This window comes from Parasphingorhabdus sp. (assembly GCF_041748495.1).
In the GTDB taxonomy this organism is placed as follows: domain Bacteria; phylum Pseudomonadota; class Alphaproteobacteria; order Sphingomonadales; family Sphingomonadaceae; genus Parasphingorhabdus.
This window is the reverse complement of sequence record NZ_JBGTDD010000092.1, coordinates 1-20,935: the sequence shown is the minus strand read 5'-3', so window position 1 is coordinate 20,935 and position 20,935 is coordinate 1. Positions and strand designations below refer to the sequence as shown.

23 protein-coding genes and 1 pseudogene are annotated in these 20,935 nt (G+C 56.3%); 12 read left to right on the top strand and 12 right to left on the bottom strand.

Annotated elements, in window-relative coordinates; genetic code table 11:
* Positions 1-34 precede the first annotated feature (34 nt).
* On the top strand, positions 35-520 hold the full coding sequence (locus ACEW8J_RS07485) for a pyridoxamine 5'-phosphate oxidase family protein (RefSeq protein ID WP_373491016.1): 486 nt from the start codon (positions 35-37) through the stop codon (positions 518-520).
* Between the two features lie 118 nt (positions 521-638).
* Here ACEW8J_RS07485 and ACEW8J_RS07480 read toward each other — a convergent pair whose 3' ends face one another.
* On the bottom strand, positions 639-929 hold the full coding sequence (locus ACEW8J_RS07480; protein WP_373491015.1) for a YqjD family protein: 291 nt from the start codon (positions 927-929) through the stop codon (positions 639-641).
* 163 nt (positions 930-1,092) lie between these two features.
* Here ACEW8J_RS07480 and ACEW8J_RS07475 point away from each other — a divergent pair, with 163 nt between their 5' ends.
* Positions 1,093-1,878: a response regulator gene (locus ACEW8J_RS07475; RefSeq protein ID WP_373491014.1), complete on the top strand. Its 786-nt coding sequence runs from the start codon at positions 1,093-1,095 to the stop codon at positions 1,876-1,878.
* Between the two features lie 120 nt (positions 1,879-1,998).
* Here the strand turns inward: ACEW8J_RS07475 and ACEW8J_RS07470 are convergent, their stop codons facing one another.
* From ACEW8J_RS07470 to ACEW8J_RS07455, 4 genes are all read right to left on the bottom strand, one after another.
* A complete protein-coding gene (locus ACEW8J_RS07470; RefSeq protein ID WP_373491013.1) occupies positions 1,999-2,589 on the bottom strand; it encodes a sigma-70 family RNA polymerase sigma factor in 591 nt (196 codons plus the stop codon).
* On the bottom strand, positions 2,582-2,731 hold the full coding sequence (locus tag ACEW8J_RS07465; protein ID WP_373491012.1) for a NepR family anti-sigma factor: 150 nt from the start codon (positions 2,729-2,731) through the stop codon (positions 2,582-2,584). Before ACEW8J_RS07465 ends, ACEW8J_RS07470 begins: the two co-directional genes overlap by 8 nt.
* 438 nt (positions 2,732-3,169) lie before the next feature.
* Positions 3,170-3,562 carry a BLUF domain-containing protein gene (locus tag ACEW8J_RS07460; RefSeq protein ID WP_373491072.1) on the bottom strand — a complete coding sequence of 131 codons (393 nt, stop codon included), beginning with the start codon at positions 3,560-3,562 and terminating at the stop codon, positions 3,170-3,172.
* Between the two features lie 143 nt (positions 3,563-3,705).
* Positions 3,706-5,088, bottom strand: a complete 1,383-nt coding sequence (locus tag ACEW8J_RS07455) for a mechanosensitive ion channel family protein (protein ID WP_373491011.1) — start codon at positions 5,086-5,088, stop codon at positions 3,706-3,708.
* A gap of 130 nt (positions 5,089-5,218) precedes the next feature.
* Between ACEW8J_RS07455 and ACEW8J_RS07450 the strand changes: the two genes are divergently transcribed.
* The 3 genes from ACEW8J_RS07450 to ACEW8J_RS07440 all read left to right on the top strand — a co-directional run bounded on the left by ACEW8J_RS07450 (position 5,219) and on the right by ACEW8J_RS07440 (position 6,443).
* A complete protein-coding gene (locus ACEW8J_RS07450; protein WP_373491010.1) occupies positions 5,219-5,662 on the top strand; it encodes a PA2169 family four-helix-bundle protein in 444 nt (147 codons plus the stop codon).
* 54 nt (positions 5,663-5,716) lie between these two features.
* Complete coding sequence (locus ACEW8J_RS07445) at positions 5,717-5,902, top strand: PLDc N-terminal domain-containing protein (RefSeq protein ID WP_373491071.1); 186 nt, start codon at positions 5,717-5,719, stop codon at positions 5,900-5,902.
* A 133-nt stretch (positions 5,903-6,035) separates the two neighbouring features.
* Complete coding sequence (locus tag ACEW8J_RS07440) at positions 6,036-6,443, top strand: YidH family protein (protein WP_373491009.1); 408 nt, start codon at positions 6,036-6,038, stop codon at positions 6,441-6,443.
* A gap of 234 nt (positions 6,444-6,677) precedes the next feature.
* Here ACEW8J_RS07440 and ACEW8J_RS07435 read toward each other — a convergent pair whose 3' ends face one another.
* Positions 6,678-8,090 (bottom strand): phospholipase D-like domain-containing protein, encoded by a 1,413-nt coding sequence (locus tag ACEW8J_RS07435; protein ID WP_373491008.1) that lies wholly within the window; start codon positions 8,088-8,090, stop codon positions 6,678-6,680.
* A 213-nt stretch (positions 8,091-8,303) separates the two neighbouring features.
* Between ACEW8J_RS07435 and ACEW8J_RS07430 the strand changes: the two genes are divergently transcribed.
* Positions 8,304-8,918: an N-acetyltransferase family protein gene (locus tag ACEW8J_RS07430; RefSeq protein ID WP_373491007.1), complete on the top strand. Its 615-nt coding sequence runs from the start codon at positions 8,304-8,306 to the stop codon at positions 8,916-8,918.
* A 230-nt stretch (positions 8,919-9,148) separates the two neighbouring features.
* Here the strand turns inward: ACEW8J_RS07430 and ACEW8J_RS07425 are convergent, their stop codons facing one another.
* From ACEW8J_RS07425 to ACEW8J_RS07415, 3 genes are all read right to left on the bottom strand, one after another.
* Complete coding sequence (locus tag ACEW8J_RS07425) at positions 9,149-10,453, bottom strand: DUF2254 domain-containing protein (RefSeq protein ID WP_373491006.1); 1,305 nt, start codon at positions 10,451-10,453, stop codon at positions 9,149-9,151.
* A gap of 118 nt (positions 10,454-10,571) precedes the next feature.
* Positions 10,572-11,147, bottom strand: coding sequence for a DNA-3-methyladenine glycosylase I (locus tag ACEW8J_RS07420; RefSeq protein WP_373491005.1), 576 nt, complete (start codon positions 11,145-11,147; stop codon positions 10,572-10,574).
* A 37-nt stretch (positions 11,148-11,184) separates the two neighbouring features.
* Entirely contained in the window at positions 11,185-12,510 is a 1,326-nt protein-coding gene (locus tag ACEW8J_RS07415; protein WP_373491004.1) for an isoprenylcysteine carboxylmethyltransferase family protein, read from the bottom strand.
* 152 nt (positions 12,511-12,662) lie between these two features.
* On the opposite strand from ACEW8J_RS07415, the gene ACEW8J_RS07410 reads away from it, so the two are divergent.
* The gene (locus ACEW8J_RS07410; RefSeq protein WP_373491003.1) at positions 12,663-13,829 is read left to right on the top strand and encodes a PQQ-dependent sugar dehydrogenase; all 1,167 of its coding nucleotides are present in this window, start codon (positions 12,663-12,665) and stop codon (positions 13,827-13,829) included.
* A gap of 18 nt (positions 13,830-13,847) precedes the next feature.
* On the opposite strand, the gene ACEW8J_RS07405 is transcribed toward ACEW8J_RS07410, so the two are convergent.
* Positions 13,848-14,645 carry a DUF1499 domain-containing protein gene (locus ACEW8J_RS07405; RefSeq protein WP_373491002.1) on the bottom strand — a complete coding sequence of 266 codons (798 nt, stop codon included), beginning with the start codon at positions 14,643-14,645 and terminating at the stop codon, positions 13,848-13,850.
* 201 nt (positions 14,646-14,846) lie between these two features.
* Between ACEW8J_RS07405 and ACEW8J_RS07400 the strand changes: the two genes are divergently transcribed.
* The 5 genes from ACEW8J_RS07400 to acs all read left to right on the top strand — a co-directional run bounded on the left by ACEW8J_RS07400 (position 14,847) and on the right by acs (position 19,825).
* Positions 14,847-15,359 carry a GNAT family N-acetyltransferase gene (locus tag ACEW8J_RS07400; protein WP_373491001.1) on the top strand — a complete coding sequence of 171 codons (513 nt, stop codon included), beginning with the start codon at positions 14,847-14,849 and terminating at the stop codon, positions 15,357-15,359.
* Between the two features lie 47 nt (positions 15,360-15,406).
* Positions 15,407-15,967 (top strand): DUF1285 domain-containing protein, encoded by a 561-nt coding sequence (locus ACEW8J_RS07395; protein WP_373491000.1) that lies wholly within the window; start codon positions 15,407-15,409, stop codon positions 15,965-15,967.
* Complete coding sequence (locus ACEW8J_RS07390) at positions 15,964-16,563, top strand: CoA pyrophosphatase (protein WP_373490999.1); 600 nt, start codon at positions 15,964-15,966, stop codon at positions 16,561-16,563. The genes ACEW8J_RS07395 and ACEW8J_RS07390 overlap by 4 nt, the downstream gene beginning before the upstream one ends.
* Positions 16,560-17,789 carry a CCA tRNA nucleotidyltransferase gene (locus ACEW8J_RS07385; protein ID WP_373490998.1) on the top strand — a complete coding sequence of 410 codons (1,230 nt, stop codon included), beginning with the start codon at positions 16,560-16,562 and terminating at the stop codon, positions 17,787-17,789. Before ACEW8J_RS07390 ends, ACEW8J_RS07385 begins: the two co-directional genes overlap by 4 nt.
* A gap of 80 nt (positions 17,790-17,869) precedes the next feature.
* Complete coding sequence (acs, locus tag ACEW8J_RS07380; RefSeq protein ID WP_373490997.1) at positions 17,870-19,825, top strand: acetate--CoA ligase; 1,956 nt, start codon at positions 17,870-17,872, stop codon at positions 19,823-19,825.
* A gap of 96 nt (positions 19,826-19,921) precedes the next feature.
* Here the strand turns inward: acs and ACEW8J_RS07375 are convergent, their stop codons facing one another.
* A complete protein-coding gene (locus tag ACEW8J_RS07375; RefSeq protein WP_373490996.1) occupies positions 19,922-20,599 on the bottom strand; it encodes a nitroreductase in 678 nt (225 codons plus the stop codon).
* Between the two features lie 107 nt (positions 20,600-20,706).
* Positions 20,707-20,935, bottom strand: a pseudogene (locus tag ACEW8J_RS07370) (cation acetate symporter); the annotation flags it as partial.

Genomic DNA, 20,935 nt, shown 5'->3' with positions numbered 1-20,935 from the left:
CCAGCAGGGATAAAAATTAAAAGGAGACTTTTGCATGAATATTGATGATCGTGAAGAATTATATGAGATGATCGACGATATCGGCACAGCGATGCTGGTTACCGAGAGTGGCGCGGACTTGCGTAGCCGTCCGATGACCGGAAAATTATACCGTGATAGCGGCGAGATCTGGTTTCTGACAGAAAGCCAATCCGGCAAGGTCCATGAAATTTCCGAGGATACAACGACCAACCTCAGCTACGCCTGCCCGAAAAAGGAAACGTTCATTTCCATCAGTGGCAGATCCACCTTGAGCCGGGATGCGGACAAGATAGATGATTTGTGGGGACCGTGGGCAAAGGCCTGGCTGCAATGCGAAAAGGATGACCCGAAGGTCGCGGCCATCTGTTTCAAGCCGAAAAAAGCGGAATATTGGTCGTCGCCAGCCTCGTCGCTGGTGCAGGCATGGGAACTGGCCAAATCCAATATTACCGGCGAGCAACCCGACATGGGCGAGAACAAAACCGTCTCCATATCGTAGCGATGGTCAGCAGCTGGCGGCTTGCCGTCAATCGATGGACATGAAAAAGGCGTGGACATGAAAAAAGGCGAGGGAAACAAAATTCCCTCGCCTTTTTAGACCCGAATTTTCTGGCGACTTAACGGCGAGCCATCAGTGCACCAAGGATCAGACCCAGTCCGGCCGTGGCCGCGATGCTGACAATCGGATTATCCTTGATCGTCGACTGTGCCTTTTTCCGACCCTTGGTTCCTGCTTCGACCGCATTGGCGCGAGCAGCATCGAATTGCGTTTTCGCATTGTCACGGAGCTCCAATGCGTTGGCCTGAGCGTCGGCCTTGACGGATTTGGTCAAAGTTGCCAGATCTTCTTTCAGTGATTGCAAATCGGATTTCACTGCGCCCATTTCTTCAGAATAATTACCCGTCATTTCATTTTCTCCATTTTCTATGTAATATAAGACTCTACGACCGACCGCTGGATTGGTTCCGAATCATATCCTAAATTCCAAGATTCATGCGTCTTTTACCGAGAGATTTTTTTGGAACCCTATTCTATTTCATGCGTTGGAACCGATTACGGAGATACAATATATGTCATTAGCTGAAATTTTGAAACCGCATCTTCCTTATCTTCGACGCTATGCACGGGCGTTAACGGGCAGCCAAAAAAGTGGCGATACATTTGTCAAGGCAACACTGGAGGCGATTATCGCCGATCCGGAGTCTGTCAGAGACGATGACAATGTCCGGGTTCATCTGTATCGGATTTTCGCAGCGATTTGGGAAAGCGCACATGTCAGGGTCGCTGACGATCCGGACAGCAACACCGCCCAAAACCATTTGAATGCCATTCCCCCGATCAGCCGCCAGGTATTGCTATTGACGGCACTGGAAGGCTTTTCAATCAGCGAAGTTGCGAAAATTGCGGATGTGGGAGAAAAGTCGATCAATGGATTGCTGGAAGATGCAATTGCCGAGATTGACAATGAAATCAGGTCCGATGTTCTGATTATCGAAGACGAGGCCCTGATCTCGATGGAATTGCAGCAGATCGTATCGGGGTTGGGGCATCGCGTTTGCGGAACCGCCACGACCCACAGTGGTGCGCTTGATGCGGTGGCGAAGGCAAAGCCCAGCCTGGTGCTGGCCGATATTCAGTTGGCGGACGGCAGTTCCGGCATCGATGCCGTCAAGGACATCTTGAATCAGATTTCCGTGCCGGTCATTTTCATCACCGCCTTTCCCGAACGCTTACTCACCGGCGAACGGCCCGAACCGACCTTTCTGATAACCAAGCCGTTCCAACCCAACGCGATCCGCGCCGCGATTAGCCAGGCATTGTTCTTTTCAACGGCAGCGCGGAATGCGGAGAATTAGGATCTAGAAGGATCAATCTGTTAAACGGCAATCACTCACCGCATTCCAGGAGAGTGATTGCCGCCGACAGATCATCGGCGAGCAACAGCCAGGCCCCTGTGAGCAACAGCCAGGCCCCTGTTACGGCGCAATCTTTTCAACCGCGCCAATGATATTCTCTAATGCGGTGGCGGTCAAATTCGCATGGCCGTCAGAAGCCGAAGTGAACCGTCCTTCTTCCAAAATATCTTCCAGCGCCTTGCGCGCACGCGATACCCGGCTTTTCATCGTGCCAACCGCGCAATTGGCTATCTCCGCAGCTTCCTCATAGGAATAACCGCCAGCGCCGACCAATATGATGGCCTCTCTCTGGTCATCCGACAATTCCATCAGTCCCCGCTGCAGATCAGCCAGATGCAACGGCTCCTGCTGCGGCGCTGGTGCCGACAAAATTCGTTCGGCCACCAGTTCATCATAATTTGCCGTAAATTTCTTGCGGCGCATGCTCGAAAAAAAAGTGTTGCGCAAAATGACAAATGTCCATGCGCGCATCGACGTTCCAGCGATAAAGCGGTCCCTCGCTGCCCATGCTTTCAATAAGGTGTCCTGCACGAGGTCATCGGCCACATCTCGGTCACCCGAGAGACTCCTTCCGAAAGCCCGCAAATGCGGAATGGCTTCCGTCAATTGCTGCTTAAACTCCGCTGCCGGTAACGCCTGGCGCTTATCCATTTAGGTCCGGCCGGCTGGAATGTACGTCGTCATCGTCGTCTGTGTCCAGCTGGTCCAATAGCGCCAGCATGTCGTCCGGTAGCGGCTCGTCCAGAACACTCAGATACATGTTCTTCAGCCCGATGCCCAATCTCTGTTGCATGTCTTCCTTGCTTCTCACTGGCATGTCCCTTGACTCTCGCCCTTTGTCCGTATCATCGGATTGCGATGTTTCGGTTTGATTTTTATCTTTATCTTGGCTCGACAAACCATGCCTCATTTCTCATTGTCTGCAGACTGAACACGCGGTGTATGGAAAGGTTGCATATAAATTTTTGCAGAAGATGTCCAACTCCGCGGGAGAAACCTCCGCAAGATGCCCGAGCCTGACGAGATATTGACAATGTACTTTGGGAGAATATGGCGCTTGGGGATCAATCAAATCTTCATATGGGAGACGATGAAACCGCTGACCGTCCGAAAAGCAGCCCGGCGTTCGCTGCGGGCAAAGCTGCTGTGTGGTAGCTGCGATCGTTGGAATGCAAGGTTAGAATAGGGATCGGCCGCTTCGCCATATCGCTGTTTTTACTGCAGGAAGATCTTAGTCACGGACAGAAATGCCCAGCGATCGGAAGCTTTGAAAGTAGGTTCTCGTCGCATCAGAAACCGCATGATTGGACAGAAGCTGAGAGAGTCCGGCCTGCTCTCCATTCGACTCCGCCGGCAAATAATGCCCAGCCATATGCGACTGCGCAAATTGCCGGCCCGACATTTCGTGATGATTGAGAATGGTCAAGCCACTATGCCGTTCATCCAGTCCGATACGATGAAGGCAATCATTGGCGGCCGTTCTCTCGCCCTCGATACATTGGATAAAATTAAACCCGTTGAACAACATCAAGCCGGTGATTCCCAGGCGCTGATTATTGCATTGCGCAACCTGAACGATCGCTTGAAAATCATCATGATTCAATCCGGGCTTGGCCGTACTCACATAGATGAAAGAGCTGATTGTTGGCTGGGGCACAAATGACTTTCTCTTGGCGGCGGATTCCGTAGCCCAACCTTTTATTGATCCGCCAACTAGTCTATTATGTAACGCCTTGCTCTAACATAGATTAATCAAACCCGCTGTCATCATTCGACCGGTTGATGGGGATCCAGCAGATCGGATGTGCCATCATCTGAACGCTCGGAATCGACCAGTTTCTCGACATGATTCTCGCGCGATACGTCGACAACCTCGGTCGCAGACGCTTTCCGAGGCTTCTTGGCAACCTTGTCAGCTGCCTGGTCGCTTTGAAAATTCGCTGCGATCTGCGGTGGCACATTGTCGAAACGCAAACGATAAATCGGTTCCGGCAAAGCAAACCCGCTGTCTTCCAGCGCATTCTTGGTTACCCTGATCGCTGCCCCCCTGGCTTTCCGATAATCGCTGCTGCGCTGGTCAATCCAGCCGTGAAAGGTGATCAGAATATTGGAATCGCCAACTTCCCTGATCTCGGCGGTTGCTTCGGGATCGTTGAGAATAAAATCCTGGCTGTTGATCGCCCGCAGCCCGGATTCTATCGCAGCGGCGGGATCATCCTCCGCATCAACTCCCAGCTCAAAACTGAACCGGCGCTGGGGATTGCGCGTATAGTTTAATATTTCCGCCTTGAAGACCGTTGCGTTTGGAATTCGCAGATGATTGCCATCCAAGGTCATCAAAATTGTTGCGCGCGAAGTCAATCGCACGACCCGGCCTTCGCGCTCGCCAATCAGTACATGGTCATTGGCGCGAAACGGCTGACGAATACTCAGCATGACGCTCGACATATAATTGTCGACCGTATCGCGCAGCGCAAAGCCGACCGCCAGGCCAATCACGCCGGCACCACCAAGCACCGCGCCCAGCAAAGCGGTCGCGTTGAGTATGTCGAGCGCAATAAAGATTCCCACAAAAATGAAAATGACGCGGACGGATCCGGAGATCAGTTCAGCCAGAAAAATGTTGGGAGTGACCCGTTTCCAGAAACCCATGCGGGAGGCGATAAAATGGCCAAACAGGCCCACCATTATGGCGACAAGCAGGGCAATGGCAATCAGCGGGAGCGCCGTCAGGAAATTCTGAAAACTGGCGCCAAATTTGTCGACAACCGGTTCCACATTATTACCCACTGACAGGTCACGTTCCAAGCTGGATTCAACCGTGACGACGCCAGCAACGCGCTGCGCGATAGCTTTTGCCCGATCGACGGAAGCAAGGTCGGCTATTGGTCCGGACAGGGTAACGACGCCGGCATCCACAGCGACCGCGACACCTTCGAGCCCCCTGACCTCCTGAAATATGCCACGCAGACGAATGGCGATCACATCGTCATCTTTTCGGGTTGATGCCGGATCGATAATCGGTTCGGGTTCAACGGCCGCTTCGGTCAGCTGCGCCTGCGCTTCGCCGCCCAGGGGAAGGCTGGGTGCCAATCCGCCCATGGCCGCTACCAAAATTGCGAAAGTCAGCAGCCTGCGGAACAGTGTCATATCAATCCAATCAGTTAGGTTCGCATACGCAAGATCATAGCAAAGGTTCCGATGAATGGGAAAAATATAGCTGGGAACCGACCAGCGGGTTTGATGTTTGTTATTCATGAACATTATACACGAGGACAAAATGACAAATAAAGCATCCACAGATATTATGAACGACATTCTGGAGTCGCTGATCGACTCCACCGACGGATATGAGAAAGCTGCCGAAATTGCCGACCGGGCAACGTTCAAGAATTTCTTCACCCGCCGCGCTGCGTCTCGCCGGACGATGGCGGCTAGTGTCCGCGACGAGATTACCAAGCTGGGCGGTACACCCGATGAAGATGGGACAATTCTGGCATCGGCCCATCGCGTTTTCATGAACATCAGCTCCGCCGTAAAGGACAGCGATGACGCCGCGATCGAGGCCGTGGACACTGGCGAAGATCACCTTCGCTCAAAATTCGAGCGGGCACTGGAACGGGACGACTTGCCCGCTTCCTGCAAAACGATGCTGCGCAACTACCAAGGCGAGTTGCGGGCGGACGGCAGGCTCATCGATCATCTTGAAGACACCACCACCTGAATGCCGGAGCGCAGGCATATGAAAAAATTTGGATATTAGAAAAAGGAATTAATGATGGAATATGGAATTATTGGCCTCTTGATTTTGGCTCTGGACATCTGGGCCTTGATCAACGTTTGGGGAAGCGGCTCATCCATGGGTTCCAAGATAATCTGGACCCTGATCATTCTTATCCTCCCGGTCATTGGCTTGATTCTGTGGTTCTTCATGGGACCAAAGGGGTCGGCGCGAGCCATTTAGCCAGACTTGACGCGTAACGTGCAGAAACCATGAACATTGGTTGAAGAAGCCCCGATTTATGTCCCTTGCCGGACCTCTATCGGGGCCTTTTCAGTTTGAATGAAAGACCAACCAAGCAACATCATTGGGGATCATGATGGCAACCGATTCACCCGGCAATGAACTGGCAAATGAACGCACCGATTTGGCGGAAAACCGTACTGAATGGGCGGAGGACCGGACCATCATGGCCAATGAACGCACGTTCGCGGGCTGGATGCGCACAGGTCTGGCGGCAGTGGGAATTGGCCTTGGCTTCAACGCCCTGTTCGGCAAGCTGGAGCCCGTCTGGGTCCCCAAGGCAATCGCAAGCCTGTTCATGATCATTGGAATTATCATCTTCTGGGTGGCCCAGCGCAACGGTTGCGCGGTGCAGGACCGATTGAATTCGCACCAGGCAACGCCGGTTAAACCGACCAGCATGCGGGTTATCTCTGGCCTGATGACATTAGGAGCCGTGACGTTGATTGTTGCCATCTGGATGATGGATTTTAGCAGCTAGAAACTCCCTGACATGCAACCAAATCGCTCATCATCAGTAAATTGGTCAGTATGACCAAGAAAACCAAGGGAAATAACATGCGATTCATCATCAGGACCATTGCGGCCGGAGCCATCTCGGTTGTTGCCAGAATCATCATCAAAAAAATTCAGGATACGAACGAACCGGACAAGGCGGGTTCGGCGAACACGCAGTCCTAACGCGCGCACCGCTCGGCCAAGCTAGAAACGCAAGCTAGAGAATGCCGGCGAACACATCGTCGGCGCGCCGTGGGTCGAGGATATCATTGTCGGCCAGCCATGCGTCCACCGCATCGATATCCGGTATCTGATAGGGCCTCAGTCTGCGGCCCTCCTTGCCGAGTTCCTCGATCGTCGCGATCAGCGAGCCGGTATCGGCGATCAATGTGCGAACATCGCGCTCGTCCCGCCCCAGATGCTCGGCCAGCAAATCATTACGAATCGATTCGATCTGCTCTGCTGCAGCGCTGTCCGCTATGGCGGACGCATCCAGAGCTACATCGCATTCACTGTCGAAACCCAGCGAACGGTTGTTAAAATTGGACGAGCCGATCCGAATGAACTGGTCATCCACGATCAATATCTTGGCATGGACATAGATCGGGGTGCCTTCGGCCGTGAACGGGTGAAGCATGCGGAACCGCCCATATTGATCCTGCCTTCTGACCGCTTCAAACAGGCGGGCACGCGCCGAATCCATGATCTGGGACTCAAGCCAGCCTTCCGCACTTTCGGGATTTATGACGATGATTTCGGGTCCGTCAGCCTCCGACAGTCGCTTGCCAATGGCTGCCGCTATTCGCGCGGAAGCAAAATATTGGCTTTCCGCATAGATAAATTTCCTGGCACCGGCGATAAGATCCAGACATAATTTTTCGATTTCCTGGATACCTTGCTGCTCATCCATCTCTGCCAGGGTGCGGGCGACCGCGATCGGGCAATCGCTGAAATCGGCCTTCAGGCCTTGTGGCCAGCAGTCGGCTTTGGCGGTAACCGCTTTCAATTTCTTGCCGCCGGCGTCGCGCCAGTGCTGCTCGGCATATTCTGATAACGTTTGAGCAATCTCGCCTTGCATGACCATCGCCGCATCGTGCCATGGCCCGGCGTCGTTGCCGTCGGGCTGACGGCGTAGCGCCTGGCTGTCTTCATGGGATCGTCGATCCCAGCGGTTGTTTGTCACATCAATGCCACCGCAAAAAGCGGTATCTTCATCAATAACTATGACCTTTTGGTGTTGGGCTGCGCCGACGGGATGATGCGAGTCGAGCTTGAAATGGACTCGCGGATGGAAATACCATCGAATCAGTGTCTTCAGGCCATTGAACCGAAACAGAGATTTCAAAGCGCCGGTATCCCAGCGCAGCAGATAGATATCGAGATCGGGATTTTTCTTCAGCAACCAGTCGAAATAGTCACCAATGCGCAGGGGGCCCTCCGGCTGCTCCACTGTATCGTGCATCTCCACGCGTTCATCAAAATCCCAGCCCAGCAACATGACCCGCTGCCTGGCCTGTGCCAGCGACTTGCGCACCGCACGAAAATAGTTTTCGCCGTCGATAAGAACCGCTGACCTTTTCGCATGCGCAACTCGCCAGCAATTATGGCCTGGCTTGAATATGTTCGACATAGAGGACCAACCTTTCCGGTCTGTTAGAGTTCCCGCTACCACAATATGAAATGCAACCAATCCCTTAAATCCGCATTTCAAATGCATGGACAGCCCAGCGGTCCAGGCGCTAAACACAATTGAAATATTGGTCGCACAATTGCATTCAATGCGGAGCGGCATCGGCAGCCTGTTAACCAGTCTGCCGACAGCGCTTAGGCGAGGAGAATTTCAATGGCTGAGTCATGGCTGTTTCAGAATCAGGTCCGGTCAGTGGATGCCCAGCTCGAGAATGGCACTCATATCTGTCTCCGGCGCATCCGCCACTCCGATCGGGATCGCATCGAAGAGGGTATCAGCCAAATGTCCGATCAGAGCCGTTATTTGCGCTTTTTCTCGGGATCCAAAACCATGCCGCCGTCGGTGGTGGAACGTTTGGCGAGCGTGGATGGCACCCATCATCTGGCGTGGGGGGTGATCAATATGGAGGAAAGCGATCATCCTGCGATCGCCGCAGCGCATGTATTCCGCGAGACAGATAGCTGTGAAGCCGGCGAGTTCGCTATCGCTGTTCTCGACCAATATCATGGCCTGGGCGTGGCGCGGATTCTGATGACGGCGATATTTCTCGACTGCTATTGTGAAGGTTTGCGGCAATTGCGGATCGACATGCTGCGCGATAACAAAAAGGCTTATGGATTGATCCGGTCGATCGGCGCGACGCCTGTCGCGATGGAGGGATCGGTTGCGCAATATGATCTTGATATCGAAACAGCGATCACAGCACTGCAGAAAATGGACAGCCCCACCGGCATTGTGGATGTAATGGCGGCATTTGCGGCGGACTGAGTAAAAAAAGGCCTGGCCGGCATGAATGATTGCCCGGAGGGGAACCAATGCATGGCTGTGACGTTATAGGTCTAGATCTCTGGGAGATGTTCGAGTTCACCTTCACCCATGGATTTGGACCAGAAAGCGCGGTTCCGGCCAGTTGTTTTTTTCCGGGACCAAGTTTTCTGGTCCATCACCACTCGGTGCGCGCTGCCGATTGCCGGCTTGCCACCGTTGGACCCTTATTCCTAGCAGCTATCGATAACCTTTTGCGATCTCGCCTTGAGATCGTTGATATCAGGCTTGTGAACGATCACATCAAGCGCACGGGCCAGCGCATCGCGAGATGCGGCTGATGCAGCTGCGGCAAACACGTCCGGAGAGGATTGTACCAGTGCCAGCAAGCACAGCTGAATGCGTTGATGCACCTCCACAATCCCGGCACCATCCCGGGCAATTTTTGGAAAGAAATCAGTAAATAGATCCCCCGGCTCAATCTCGGGACCGTGCACTTTTGAATATTTGGGATCTTCGGGGTCTGCGCAGGCTTGCGCAAAAGCTTCAAAGCAGCGGAGGCCGCTGTTCAATACCGAAATAGCCGTGCCGGGGTCATTGACCGCGGGTGACAAGGCCCGGGACGCTATTTCGGAAAGCACTACCAGACCGAATCGTGGATCCTGATCAAAGTTCCGATTATGCTCAATCAGTATGGCATCGCGAAATGGCTGCGGATCAAGCTCGATCGCCTCGACGCCAGAGAGGTACAGCAAGGGCCTCGTCGGATAGACCAGCTTCCCCGGATGGATTTTGAGATAGACCGTGGCACCGAGTTTCTCGGCTGTTTCTTCCAGCAATCCCATGTCGATCGACGTGATCATACCACCTGCAGTATCGCAGCTGACCGGAAGTGCATCCTGCGGTATCTCGACGGGCGGCTGTGCGTTTAAATAAGGGTGCTGGCCATGCCAGCGAAGCGCTTCGGACGCGGCCCGTTCTACCCGATCAATCAGATCATTCATTCGTCCGAAAGTGGACAATTGATGAATCCAGTTGATCAGCGTGCCGCTGATGAGCACGATGACAGCAATGGTGGCGAAGAACAGGATGATGCGGCCACGATCATCATAAAAGCCCGCAGATAATCCGATAATGCCGACAATGCTGAACAGAAATGTGCCAAGAAAGGTCGACAGCGCGTTCTGAGACCGATCGTCGGCCAGCATGAGAGCAATGGTTCTCGGGGTAGCGGTGCTGGTGGCCGAGCCATAAGCGGACACCATGATGGAAACCGAAAATGCGATGACCGCCAACATGCTGGATGCCAATATCGTCAATATCTCGCCGACCGAGCCACTGGCAATCTCGAGGTCCGATTCATAGGGTATCAGCGGGCCGATCCACTCAGCTGCCACCGCCGCAACGATTGCGCCGACGCTGAAAAGCATCGCCCGAAACCAGATTTTCTCGGGCAGGCGCGAGATATATTTCTTCAGTTCCAATATCATGCGCTGCTCTTTTTCCGTCTTGTGAATCGGTCCAGTCTGAACAGCCATGCGCCCGCCCGTGCGGCCTGTGCCCCGCCGACTATTCCGAACTTGCGACGACAATAGCTGTTTATGGACCGGCCTGCTAGCTTGGTTTCCTGCATCCTCTGGAGACCGTTCATTTTGTTCAGGCCTTCCAGCATCCGGCAAGATGGTCGTCGGTCATCCCGATGGCCTGCATATAGGCATAGACGATAGTGCTGCCGACAAAGCTCATTCCGCGCTTTTTCAGCTTTTTCGAGATCAGGTCACTGACCGGCGATATGCTGGGCATATCGGAAAAATGCAGGGGCCGGTTGATTGGCGGCGGGCCATCCAGATGTCCCCATAGCCAGGCATCAAAGCTGCCATGTTCCTGTTGCACTTCCAGAAAAGCGAGCGCGTTTTTCCGGACCGAGTGAATCTTCAACCGATTGCGGATGATTGCGGGCTCCTCGCGCAGGGATTCGAGCTCTGCATCCCCCATGACGGCGCAGCGGCGGATGTCAAATCCGTGAAACGCCTTGCGATAACCTTCGCGTTTGCGCAGCACGGTTTCCCAGCTCAGGCCGGCCTGCGCACCTTCCAGGATCAGATTCTCGAACAGCAACCGGTCATCATGGACCGCAGCGCCCCATTCCCGGTCATGATAGACGCCGTAAAATTCCTTGCCCGCCTGCCCGCCAAAGCAGCGATGCTTTCCGTCGATTCCGACCACTGTCATCAGCCAAGATTAGCTGCACCCGTGGAAGGCGGCAATTTTATTCAGCAGGCTGGACGTCAGGTGCGCGGCCCTGTTCCGGGGTCCACCAGCCGATCCGCCTCTTGATCCCGTTCAATAGCCGGGGAATCGGCGCGTTGCGATCCATCCATTCGGCATATTCCTTGTAGGCCGGGTCATTCAGCAGATGCTTTTCCTCGGTCTTCGCGCGCCAATAGTAGACGCCGCTCACCACGGCGATCAGCACGGTGTTGCGGACGAAGTCGGTAAGACTGCCCGAGGTCACCAGAAACGGCATGCCGGCCAGCCACCAATAGGCATTTTTCGCGACATAGGCGGGATGCTTGGTCCAGCTATAGGGGCCATGGGTCAGGATTCCCCGATGGGTAAGATTGGAAAAGCGAAGGCCGAAAGCAACCGTCGCCCATGCATAGACCGCGGTCAGGAAAACCAATATTCCGCCCCACAGCCACAGGAGCGTTGACTGCCCGTCAAACCAATAGGCCCAGTCGGCGGTGTTGACATGATAGTCGAGCGGACCATTGTCACCCATCAGGAGAAACGGAGGATAGCATATCAGAGCGGCCACCCAGCCCGCCAGATAGGGATTGGCGGTGCGGATATGCGCGTCGAGCGGTTTCATGGTCAGCAGATAGCCAACCGTCGCAAACTGGACATCGACGACGAACATCGCGATGATCAGCCAATGGGCGATCTCCACGGGATTGCCGGCAATTTCCGCCAGATCAAGTCTCACCAGGTCGCCGAATCCGCCCGGCACGATCGAGATCATGAAGGCGAGGAAAAAGCCCTTCACTGCCCAGGCCCGCAAATGGTGATAAATCTGTTCGCGATCAAATTCACCCTTTCTCCCGGTGAGAAATTGACCGAAATGCCAGGCCCCGTCGCGTGGTTCGACGGCGAAACGATCCATGAACAGGACATAGGGGATGGACAGGACGAACAACCAGGGTGCGGCTGATTCCATCATCTGCATCGAAAATTGATATTGGCCCGTCCAGTACCAGCGCCCGACGCAATAGATTGTCGCGATAATGCCCCATGTCGCCCACAGGCCCGTAAGCTTGACCAGACTGACGTCAAATATGTCCTTGAACGCTTTCGGATTCGACCAGTCGATCCCGGTCGATGGCCGCAAATGGACCTTGTCCATCAAAAGCGACCAGATGACCATGGGCACCGCACAGGCAACACAGGCCGCAAGCGCCGAATAGGGGCCATCCATATCATATTGCCGGGCGATCAATATCCAGCATGCCAGTCCGATCAGACCCGACACGCCTACGCCATGCGAAACCGCCGACTGCGGGCGCGGGTCATCGATACCGGGTTTTCGTCCAAACATGCGCCTGCTTTAGCCAATAATGGTAAGCAAGCGGTGAACAGGGCGGTTCCAAGCAAAATTATACCGATAGACCTAGGAAAACTGCGTCAACTCACCTATATAGTTCGGTAGAGGTGGGTGGAATCAACTTGATGATAAAACACGGGAATCTTATGAAAAATTTTGGCGTTTCACTCTCGATCGCGATCCTGATGGTAGCTTGCAGCAACGGCGGTGGTGCACAGGCAACGGGCAATGCGTCCGAAGAAATGCAGGCGGCGAACGATATTTCACCCATTGATCGCAAGCCGTTCGATATCACCGCAATCGCCAGTTTTGACGAACCATGGGCCATGACATTCCTGCCTGATGGCCGGATGCTGGTCAGTGAAAAGGCTGGGAAGCTGCAACTGGTTGACGCCAAGGGCCAGAAAACCGAGATTAGCGGTGTACCCGATGTTGACTATGGCGGTCAGGGCGGCTTCGGCGACATCGTCCTCGCACCCGACTTTGCAACCAGCAATATGGTCTATCTGAGCTGGGTGGAGTCCGGAGACAAGGATACACGGGGCGCCGTTGTTGGCCGGGCCAAGCTACAGCTGCAGGGGCAGAAACCGGCGCTTAAAAATCTGGAAACCATCTGGACCCAAAAACCGAAAGTGAGCGGCAAAGGACATTATTCCCATCGCATCGTTTTTTCACCCGATGGGCAATATCTCTTCATCGGCTCCGGCGAGCGGCAGAAATTTGACCCTGCCCAGGATATGGCATCCAATCTCGGCAAGATTGTGAGACTCTATCCGGACGGTAGCGTCCCAAAGGACAATCCTTTTGTCGACAAGGAAGGCGCGCTGCCAGAAATCTGGTCGTTGGGCCACCGCAATATATTGGGCGTGGCATTCGACAGCGAGGGCCGTTTATGGAACCAGGAAATGGGGCCGAAAGACGGTGACGAACTCAATCTCGTTCAGCGTGGCGCCAATTACGGTTATCCGATCGTCTCGGAAGGCGATCATTATGACGGCAAGAAAATTCCGAATCACGACACCCGGCCGGAATTCGAAGCGCCGAAAGTGGCCTGGGTGCCGACGATTGCACCGAGCGGGCTGATCATTTATTCCGGCGAAATGTTTCCGGCCTGGCAGGGCAGCGCCTTCATTGGCGGCCTCGCCAGTCAGGCACTGATCCGTGTCAGCTTTGATGGCGGCACGGCCAAGGAAGCCGATCGTTTCCTGATGGGTAATCGTATCCGTGAAGTGGAACAGGGGCCGGATGGAGCCATCTATGTTCTGGAAGATGGCGAAGGCGGCCGGATGCTCAAGCTGACGCCTGCGTCATAGGTCTTTTTCAGCGGGAACTCATTGTGAGGCGGTGGTCGTCGTTCCGGACAGGTCACTCAGAAAACGGCGCACGCGCTTGGCGTTGGCGCCCAGATCATGCACACCCACCCGGCTGACCGAACGCACGTCGATGACGCTCGCCGCGCCATTCTCTGCCGCACGGGCCCGAATCACAATATCATCCTTGAACCGGAATAGTGACGATGTGGAAGTCGCTTCAAGGCTGCCTGCTGACGGATCGACGCTGACAATATCCCAGCCTCGATCTTCTGCAAGCCGCTCGGCTTTCTCGATTACCACAGCCACCGGTTGATCAATACGGACCGAGCGAATATCCGGATAGGCGCCCTGATGCACCGTCGCCCAGCGCTGACGGGGATTCATGCCGCGCATGCCGCGATCATCTGCACCCGGAATATTGTCCCAATTGTCCGCTCGCAGAGTCAACGTGGCGAACTGGGGCGGATCAGCAAGATCGGTGGTAATATCATGAATCGCAGGGAGAGTTACCATGGCCGTGCCATAGGGCACCAGAAAGGCCAGGAAGCCGAGCGTTGCGAGCAGGCCCAGCCCCAACATTGGCCAATGGGTTTTCTGACCCTTGCGCCGGTTCAACGCGATAAAAACAATTGCCAGAACAAGGGTTATCACGGCCACAAGCACGGTCCAGGGCAGCGCTGCCAGGCCTGCTTGCCAGCCCCACAGGCCGATACCGCTACCCGCTGCAGCAATGACGAATACCAGGGGTGCCCCAACGCCAAACAGCGCGATGAGCCATCCCTTGGGATCATGGCGCAGCGATCTGGGTCTGATCATTTTTTTCGTCCCAGAAGGGGTTGGCGTTCCGCCGGTGCCTGGTTCATGTGCCTGATTTTGGTCCGTCACGCTTGCAAACTCCCCTTGATAGAGCAATCTTTTAGCTGGCGCTTCATCATCATGCAAATGCTACCTATGCGGCTCGACTTTTGCTGCAAAGCAGAGTAGCGCGCGCTTTTCCTGAAATATGAGACCAACGCCTTGTCCAGTATCATTCCTCTGGCGGAAATTGATCCGCAACTCGTCGAAGCCTTGCTTGATGCGGCCTTTGGTCACGATCGGCATGATCGTACCGCGTATAAAGTGCGCGAAGGCATGAACATGCTCGAAGGCTTGTCGTTGGCCGCTGTTGATCAGGAAAAGCACGAACTGCTCGGGTCGATTCAATGCTGGCCGATCGCCCTGACCGATGATGAAGGCAAGATGCACCCGATGATCATGGTCGGGCCAGTGGCGGTTTATCCGGATTTTCAGCGCGAGGGCATCGGCCGGGCGATGATGGCGGCCTTGCTGAAGGAAGTGCAGCCCAATGATCCGCTGCCGCTGGTGATGATCGGCGACCCGGAATATTATGAGCGCTTCTTCGGCTTTACGGCACAAGGCACTGCAGGCTGGACGCTGCCCGGGCCATGGGAACCGTCGCGGCTGCTGGTCCGCAGCAACCCGGCTCACCCCTTGCCAAAAGCCGGTATGCTCGGCCCCTGGACAAAATAGCGAGTCTATAGCTTTACAGAAATGGCGCCGGGCAATAGTCCGGTTGCATGCCCTACACACCACCACCCGAACTCGCCTCGCTCTCCATCGCGGAGATCGCCGAACTGGCCGAGGCGCAAAAGCTGCCGCCAGTCGATCAATGGGATCCGCAAGAGACGGGTGACAGCGAAATGCGGATTGCAGCGGACGGGACATGGTATCATCAGGGCGATCCGATCAAGCGTCCGGCCATGGTCCGCGCTTTTTCCAGCATCCTACGACGCGAACCGGATGACAGCTATGCGCTGGTCACCCCCTATCAGAAGCTGGGCATTGTCGTCGAAGATGCGCCGTTCATCGCGGTCGAACTGGAAAGTGAAGGCAGCGGCTCGGACCGGACACTCGCTTTCCGGCTCAACACCGACCATCTGGTGGTCGCCGGCGCCAAACATCCGCTGCGTTTTGGCGCAGTCAAGCCGCAGCCCTATCTGCAGGTGCGCAGGGGTCTGGAAGCGCTACTGTCCCGTCCGGTCTATTATCAGCTTGCGGAACTGGCGCTGGAGGAAGATGCCGACCCCGTCGGCATCTGGTCTGCCGGTATTTTCTTCCCGATGGCGCCCGGTCCATGAGCCTGCGCGACCGGCTCGAAAAGGCACTGGTGAGCGGACAGGCCAATGACCTGGTCCATTTGCTGTATAATGAACGCGATCATATCGATGATCTCAAGATCTTGCGCGATGCCGCGGTGCTGATTGCGGTGACCGATCGCCCCGATCCCGGCGTGATTTTCGTCCAGCGGCCAAAGCATATGCGCAACCATCCGGGGCAAGTGGCCTTCCCTGGCGGCAAGATCGATCCCGGTGACCGGGACCCGGTTGATGCAGCGCTGCGCGAGGCGCATGAAGAAGTCGCTTTGCACCGCAGCCATGTCGATATCATTGGCCTGACGGACAGCTTCCAGTCAGGCAGCGGCTATAATATCCAGCCGGTGCTGAGCGTCATTCCGCCGGATCTGCCATTTGTCGCCGACCCCGACGAGGTCGAAAGCTGGTTCGAAGCACCACTCGATTTTCTGCTCGATCCGAAAAACCGTGCGACCCATGAAGCGACCTGGAACGGGCGCAAGCGGCAATATTATGAAATCTACTGGCAGGACTATCGCATCTGGGGAATCACCGCGGGAATATTGAACAATCTCGGAAAAAGACTGGGCTGGGAACCATGAAACTGCCACCGGCTGAATGGACAGAGAGACGCGGGCTTGCGGCTTTGATTGCCGCCCTGGACGGCAAGGCACGTTTTGTCGGGGGAGCCGTTCGTGACAGCTTGCTGGGAGTCGAGGTCAAGGATGTGGACATTGCCACCCCGCTGCTGCCGGAGGACGTCATGGACCGGCTCAAAGCCGCGTCGATCAAGGCCATTCCCACCGGCATCGACCATGGCACGGTGACCGCCGTGCTGCCCGACGGGCCAGTCGAGATCACCACGCTGCGCCGCGATGTCTCCACCGACGGGCGCCGGGCGACAGTGGCGTTCAGCGACGACTGGCAGGAAGATGCGGCGCGGCGCGACTTCACGATCAACGCGCTTTTCGCCGATCCTGAAACGCTGGAGATTTTCGATTATTTCGGCGGCCTGCAAGATCTCGAACGTGGGCAAATTCGTTTCATCGGTTCGGCAGCGGCAAGGATTGCCGAGGATCATCTGCGAATCATGCGCTATTTCCGCTTTCTCGCTCGCTTTGGTCTGCACGAGCTCGAATCCGAGGCCTTCAAGGCCTGCGTCGACGCTGCCCCGCTGCTCGAAAACCTGTCGCGTGAACGGGTTGCGGATGAACTGCTCAAGCTGCTCGCCACCGACGATCCGCGCCTTGCTGTGGGCAAGATGCTGGAAGGAAAAATTTTCGGGCATATCATCGCCGGGACCGACCAGCAGGCTGGCGCGATATTGGACCGACTGGTCAGCCGCGAACAGACCTATGCCATCATGCCCGCTGCCATTCGCCGACTGGTGGCTCTCCTTCCCAAGGACCGAGACAGGCAAAGCACTATCGCCAAAGGCCTGAAGCTTTCGAAGAAATTGCAAAAGGCAATTGTCGACCGCTTTCCGGCGCGGCCCGAAGGCGAAGCGAATCTCGTCACCGGACCGTCTCCGGACGCGGACAATATTCGCGCGCTTGCCTATCGCACCAGTGTGGAGGCCGCGCGCGATGTTGCCCTGCTTTTTGCCGGTGATGATGCGCTGCCCAATATGCTCAGCCAACTGGAGAGCTGGCAACCCCCGATTTTTCCGCTGACTGGTGGCGATTTGATAGAGCGGGGCCTGAAGCCCGGCCCGATTGTCGCTCGGACTCTGGCCACGGTCGAACAGGCGTGGATCGACAATGGCTTCCCGGATGAAGAATGGGTCAGGGATTTTGTCGACGGTCTTGATTTCACCCGCAGGACATGAGCAAAGTCCGACGGAGATATGAACGACAGGCACCGGGCAACAGATACCCCGGTTGCACAGGAAAATAAGAGAGGCAGCGAATGACAGAGGCTCCGGAAAAAAACAGTCTGGTTGAGATGATCGCATCGCCGCGCAGCGATGCTGCCACCCATTGCAGCGCTGCGGACTATGACCGGCTGTACCGGGAAAGCATCGATGATCCCGACAGCTTCTGGTCGCGCCAGGCCGAACGGCTGGACTGGGACAAGGCCCCGCAGACCATCGCCAACTGGTCCTATGACCCGGTTTCGATCAAATGGTATGAGGATGGTGTCTTGAACATCTGCCACAATGCGGTCGACCGCCATGTCGCTGCCGGCAAGGGCGATGTCACCGCGCTGATTTTCGAACCCGACGATCCGGGCTCGGCCGGCCGCACGATCAGCTATGCCGAGCTGCAGGCAGAAGTGATCAAAATGGCCAATTGCCTGAAAAAACTGGGGGTCAGGAAAGGCGACCGGGTCACCATCTACATGCCGATGATTCCGGAAGGCGCCTTTGCCATGCTCGCCTGTGCCCGGATCGGCGCAATTCACAGCGTAGTCTTCGGCGGCTTCTCCCCCGATGCGCTGGCTGGCCGGATCGAGGATTGCGACAGCAAGTTCGTGATCTGCGCGGATGCGGGCAAACGGGGCGGCAAGCCGGTGCCGCTCAAGACCAATGTCGATGCCGCACTGGAAAAGGTTTCGGTCGATGCCGTTCTGGTCATCAACCATACGGACAGTGATATCGGCATGAGCGAAGGGCGCGATCACTGGTATCACGAGATCAACACAGACGTTCCCGCAGATTGCCCGTGCGAGCCGATGAATGCCGAAGACCCGCTGTTCATCCTCTATACGTCAGGCTCGACCGGCAAGCCCAAGGGCGTGCTCCACACCACCGGCGGCTATGCGGTCTGGGTGGCCACCACCTTTCACTATGCCTTCGATTACCAGCCGGACGAAGTCTTCTGGTGCTCGGCCGATATCGGCTGGGTCACCGGGCACAGCTATATCGTCTACGGGCCGCTGATCAACGGCGCCACCGAGATCATGTTCGAGGGCATCCCCAATCATCCCGATTTCGGCCGCTTCTGGGAAGTGGTGGAAAAGCACAAGGTCAATATCTTCTACACCGCCCCGACCGCGATCCGCGCCCTGATGCGCGAGGGCGACGGTCCGGTGAAGGCGCACGACCGCAGCTCGATCCGTCTGCTCGGCACGGTCGGCGAACCGATCAATCCGGAAGCCTGGCGCTGGTATTATGACGTGGTCGGCGAAGGCAGGTCACCGATCATCGACACCTGGTGGCAGACCGAGACCGGCGGCGTGATGATCACCACCCTGCCCGGCGCCCATGGCATGAAACCGGGCAGCGCCGGCAAGCCATTCTTCGGCGTCCAGCCGCAGCTGGTCGACGGCGACGGCAAAATTCTGGAAGGCGCAACCGACGGCAATCTGTGCCTCACCGCCAGCTGGCCGGGACAGGCGCGCAGCGTATACGGCGACCATGAACGCTTCATCCAGACCTATTTCAGCACCTACAAGGGCAAATATTTCACCGGCGACGGCTGCAAGCGCGACGCCGATGATTATTACTGGATCACCGGCCGGGTCGATGATGTGATCAATGTCTCCGGCCACCGAATGGGCACGGCAGAAGTCGAAAGCGCGCTGGTCTCCCACCCCAAGGTCGCCGAAGCGGCAGTGGTCGGCTATCCGCATGATATCAAGGGCCAGGGCATCTATTGCTATGTCACACTGAATGCGGGCGAGGAGCATAGCGACGATCTGATCGCCGAACTCCGGCTTCACGTTCGCAAGGAAATCGGCCCCATCGCCACGCCCGACCATCTCCACCTGACCCCCGCCCTGCCGAAAACCCGCAGCGGCAAGATCATGCGGCGCATATTGCGCAAGATTGCCGAGAATGACCATGGCGCGCTCGGCGACACCTCGACGCTGGCCGATCCGGGCGTGGTTGATTCGCTGGTCGAGGGCCGGTTGAACCGGTAAAGTCATTTACCTGCGAAGGCAGGTATCCAACTCCCGCCGGCTCCGCTTGGCGCGCCCGGGAGATGGGCCCCTGCCTTCGCAGGGGCAGGGCCTCACCTACCTGTCAAAACCGACAAACACCGCGGCCTCATCCACCGCCTTGCGCGTCGACACCACCGCATTGGCGGGAAATCTCTCGTCCGGCCAGCCGAGCGCGATGCTCTTCATGATCACCTGGTCATCGGCAATCCCGGCATGTTCCCGGACCACCGGTGACTGCATGATGCCCTGACTGTTGATCACCGTGCCCAGCCCCCGCGACCAGGCCGCGTTGACCAGCGCCGTCGCCACGGCGCCGCAGTCGAACGGCGTATCGTCGCTGCCATCGACCGCGCGGTCATAGGTGATGATCACGCAAACCGGCGCATCAAACTGGCGAAAGCCCCGCATCACCCAGTCCTGCCGCGCATCCTTGTCATCGCGTTCGATCCCCATCGCGGAAAACAGCTGCTTGGCCACACCAATCTGCCGCTCGCGATGCGGCCCTGCAAAGGCCGGGCCCGTCCGGAATTCGCGCGATTGCGGCACCCCGGCCAGCATCCGCTCGGTGTTGCCTGCCCGGATTTTTTCCAGCGGCTCACCGGTGATGACATAGAAGCTCCACGGCTGCGTATTCATCGAAGACGGCGCACGCATCGCCAGCTCCAGGATCTCCTCGATAAGCTCTCTTGGAACAGGCTTCGGCTTGTATCCGCGTATGCTGCGACGGCCGAGGACAACTTCATCAAACTGCATGGCTGGCTCCGTTTACAAGTATCCGTCGCTGGCTAGCGGACAAATGGCGCCATGCAAAGCCCGCTATTGCCAATGCCTGGGCGGAAAGCGGCCCGACGAAAACCGTGCTAACCCCGCGGCACCCGTATCTTGTCTACCAGCCACGCAATCTCCCTCGGCGGCGCACTCGTAAACCGCGCCACCACAATCGCCACAGCGAAATTCAGCAGCATTCCGATCACGCCAATGCCCTCGGGTGAAATACCGAACAGCCAGTTGGCCGCGACATTGCTCTCCGGCGACCAGAGCTTGAACCAGCCGATATAGAGGAAGGTGAAGCTCAGCCCCGTGACCATC